Source organism: Vibrio sp. 1978, assembly GCF_033344345.1.
In genome coordinates this window covers 1-516 of record NZ_JAWPOP010001035.1, presented here as the reverse complement: position 1 = coordinate 516, position 516 = coordinate 1, and the positions used below count along the sequence as shown (strand labels likewise).

Genomic DNA, 516 nt, shown 5'->3' with positions numbered 1-516 from the left:
CCTAACTTATCTTTAAGAGTGTCGTATTGCTGCGCAGATAACTCCGTACCTTCGAGCGCTTGCCAGCGAGCAATAAGTTCAGATAGAGGGAAAGGAACATCTGTATTCGCATGCCATCGCCCATCGCGAAACTCCAATTCAAGACTATTGGAATAAATAGCGCTAACCGAATGATCAGTTCGAAGTAAATGCGGATAAGGATCAACGTTCTCTGACAACAAGTACGTTTTGATCCACATCGGCGCATTTAAGATCACGATAAACGCGATAATGCCCAATATTAGAATATTGTTCCAACGGCGACGGCGAGTCGGACTAATACGCATAACGGTTCCTACTATCTTAGTTCTAGTGACAAACTAGCAAAGGTTACAGGAATTGACTAGAGCATCAGCATGTAAACATGGTGAAGGTGGATTTGAAGGAATAGTGAGGATTTCAGATAATAAAAAACCCAACTCGAAAGTTGGGTTTTTCAAATCGTCAAAGAGAAAAAATCAATTATTTGATTTTAGC

General features: G+C 40.9%; 1 protein-coding gene. It reads right to left on the bottom strand.

Translation table 11 applies throughout. The annotated features are described in order from the left end of the window. Nucleotides 1-326, bottom strand: a 326-nt coding sequence (locus tag R8N49_RS30520; protein ID WP_318190875.1) for a hypothetical protein, incomplete at its 3' end; no start/stop codon positions are given. Nucleotides 327-516 lie beyond the last annotated feature (190 nt).